This is a genomic window from Pseudomonas sp. NPDC088429 (assembly GCF_044753305.1).
In the GTDB taxonomy this organism is placed as follows: Bacteria; Pseudomonadota; Gammaproteobacteria; order Pseudomonadales; family Pseudomonadaceae; genus Aquipseudomonas; species Aquipseudomonas rustica.
Window position 1 is genome coordinate 1 of record NZ_JBIVMX010000149.1, and the last position, 2462, is coordinate 2462.

General features: G+C 54.8%; 3 protein-coding genes. 1 reads left to right on the forward strand and 2 read right to left on the reverse strand.

All coding sequences use genetic code 11. The features are described from left to right. Positions 1–303 (reverse strand): ATP-dependent Clp protease adaptor ClpS (locus ACIP66_RS28505; RefSeq protein ID WP_400652612.1); only part of this gene is annotated, 303 nt, incomplete at its 3' end. Between the two features lie 224 nt (positions 304–527). Here ACIP66_RS28505 and ACIP66_RS28510 point away from each other — a divergent pair. Further along, positions 528–809: a cold shock domain-containing protein gene (locus tag ACIP66_RS28510; protein ID WP_053121605.1), complete on the forward strand. Its 282-nt coding sequence runs from the start codon at positions 528–530 to the stop codon at positions 807–809. A gap of 75 nt (positions 810–884) precedes the next feature. Here the strand turns inward: ACIP66_RS28510 and icd are convergent, their stop codons facing one another. Continuing rightward, positions 885–2141: an NADP-dependent isocitrate dehydrogenase gene (gene icd, locus ACIP66_RS28515; protein WP_159813875.1), complete on the reverse strand. Its 1257-nt coding sequence runs from the start codon at positions 2139–2141 to the stop codon at positions 885–887. Positions 2142–2462: the final 321 nt, after the last annotated feature.

Consider the following 2462-nt stretch of genomic DNA (forward strand, 5'->3'; position numbering starts at 1 on the left):
GGCGATGTGGCGGGTAAACACTCCACATACTGCCCGTCCGTCTGTATGAACGGCCTGCATGACCTTGGTCGCCAGCTCGCGATTCTGGTTAAAAAACACCTCGAGCACTTCGACGACGAAATCCATCGGTGTGTAGTCATCGTTGAACAAAACCACCTTGTACATCGGCGGCGCCTGTAATGCAGGCTTTGCTTCCTGAACAGCAACGCCCGCCGAACCGTCGTCGTGTTCCTCCGGGTGATCCTTTTGGAAAGTCGGGCGATCCTGATTGAATGTTAGTCGAATCTGGCTGATTGCATGCATGGAAAGAAAGGTTCGTCAGTTGTGCAAATACAGTGGTGGGGGCGGTTGTACACGTTTTCAACTCCGACTGCCCGGTCACCTTGACTATCGGGAAAACGGTGTTACAACCAATAGAGCCCACAGTGGGTAAAAAAGATCCGCGGAGTCAATCCTTTTAACGGATTAGATTGCGGATGAATTGGATGATACTCCAGCGATGGAATCTGTTGCAGAGGGATTTGAGCATGGCAGTCGGCAAGGTGAAATGGTTCAACAATGCCAAGGGATTCGGTTTCATCAACACCGACACCCATGAGGGCCGCGATGAGGATGGCAAAGACATCGACTTCTTTGCCCATTATTCGGCCATTGAAATGGACGGGTACAAAACCCTTAAAGCAGGTCAAGCGGTGAGATTCGATATTGTGCAAGGCCCCAAAGGCCTGCATGCGGTGAAGATTACTTCGGCCGAAGTCTCGCCGGTGTCGAGCACGGTCGCCGCCGAAGAACAAACAGCGACCAGCTGACGCCGCAAACATTCAGCCATAAAAAAACCGCCTGACTCAATTCATCGAGTCAGGCGGTTTTTGTGTGCCTGCGTTTTACATGTGCGAGATCAGCGCATCACCGAAGCCCGAAGACGACACCAGTTTGGCCCCATCCATCAGACGTTCGAAGTCATAAGTCACGGTTTTGGCCGAGATAGCGCCGTTGGTGCCCTTGATGATCAGATCCGCCGCTTCCGTCCAGCCCATGTGGCGCAGCATCATTTCTGCCGAAAGAATCAACGAACCCGGGTTGACCTGATCCTTGCCGGCGTACTTCGGCGCGGTACCGTGGGTGGCTTCGAACATCGCCACGGTGTCAGACAGGTTGGCCCCCGGCGCGATGCCGATACCGCCCACTTCTGCCGCCAGGGCATCGGAGAGGTAGTCACCGTTGAGGTTGAGAGTCGCGATCACATCGTATTCGGCCGGGCGCAGCAGGATCTGCTGGAGCATGGCGTCGGCGATGGCGTCTTTGACCACAACGTTTTTGCCGGTTTTCGGGTTTTTGAATTGCATCCACGGGCCGCCGTCGAGCAGGGTCGCGCCGAATTCTTCAGCGGCCACTTCGTAGGCCCACTCTTTGAAGGCACCTTCGGTGAACTTCATGATGTTGCCTTTGTGCACGATGGTCAGCGAATCGCGGTCGTTATCGACTACATATTGCAGAGCCTTGCGCGCCAGACGCTTGGTGCCTTCCAGCGAAACCGGCTTGACACCGATGCCGCAGTTTTCGTCGAAACGGATCTTGGTGACGCCCATTTCTTCTTTAAGGAATTTGATGACCTTGGTGGCTTCCGGCGAACCGGCCTTCCACTCAATGCCGGCATAGATGTCTTCGGAGTTCTCGCGGAAGATCGTCATGTCGACGTCGCCAGGCTTTTTCACCGGGCTTGGCACGCCTTCGAACCAGCGCACCGGGCGCAGGCAAACGTACAGGTCGAGCTGCTGACGCAGGGCCACGTTCAGCGAACGGATGCCGCCACCGACCGGCGTGGTCAGCGGGCCTTTGATGGAAACCACGTAATCCTTGACTGCGTCCAGCGTTTCTTGAGGCAGCCAGGTGTCCTGATCGTAAACCTGAGTGGCTTTTTCCCCGGCGAAGACTTCCATCCAGGAAATCTTGCGTTTACCGCCGTATGCCTTTTGAACTGCAGCATCGACAACCTTGATCATCACCGGGCTGATGTCGACACCAATGCCGTCACCTTCGATGAAGGGGATGATCGGGTTATCAGGAACATTGAGAGAATGGTCTGCATTGACGGTGATTTTGTCGCCGACGGCTGGAACCTGAATCTTCTTGTAACCCATGCTGAACTCCATTGTTTGGATTGAACATCTGGCTTGGTTCGAGCGTAACCCAGTTAAATCAACACGCAAACCCTCTGTTCCCGGCAATCGCACAACTCGTTTCGTACAACCCTGAAAGCAAAGGGAAAAGCGCCAAACTCAAGCATTCGCAACGACTCTACGCGCCACCTTGCCCTGCGACCTTTAGACCAATGGACGAGATTGGTTGCATATGAACCATCGGCAGATTGCCAGCTACCTATGTATAATGCCCGCCGCTGACCACAGGGTCACGACGGCTGGCCTCTCTAGAACGAGACTTTCCGCCTCCTTGGTCGGGGT

What these genes read in the sequence shown, in the direction of transcription:
- ACIP66_RS28510 (WP_053121605.1), top strand. Translation starts at nt 528, where the DNA reads ATGGCAGTCGGCAAGGTGAAATGGTTCAACAATGCCAAGGGATTCGGT.
- icd (WP_159813875.1), bottom strand. Translation starts at nt 2,141, where the DNA reads ATGGGTTACAAGAAGATTCAGGTTCCAGCCGTCGGCGACAAAATCACC.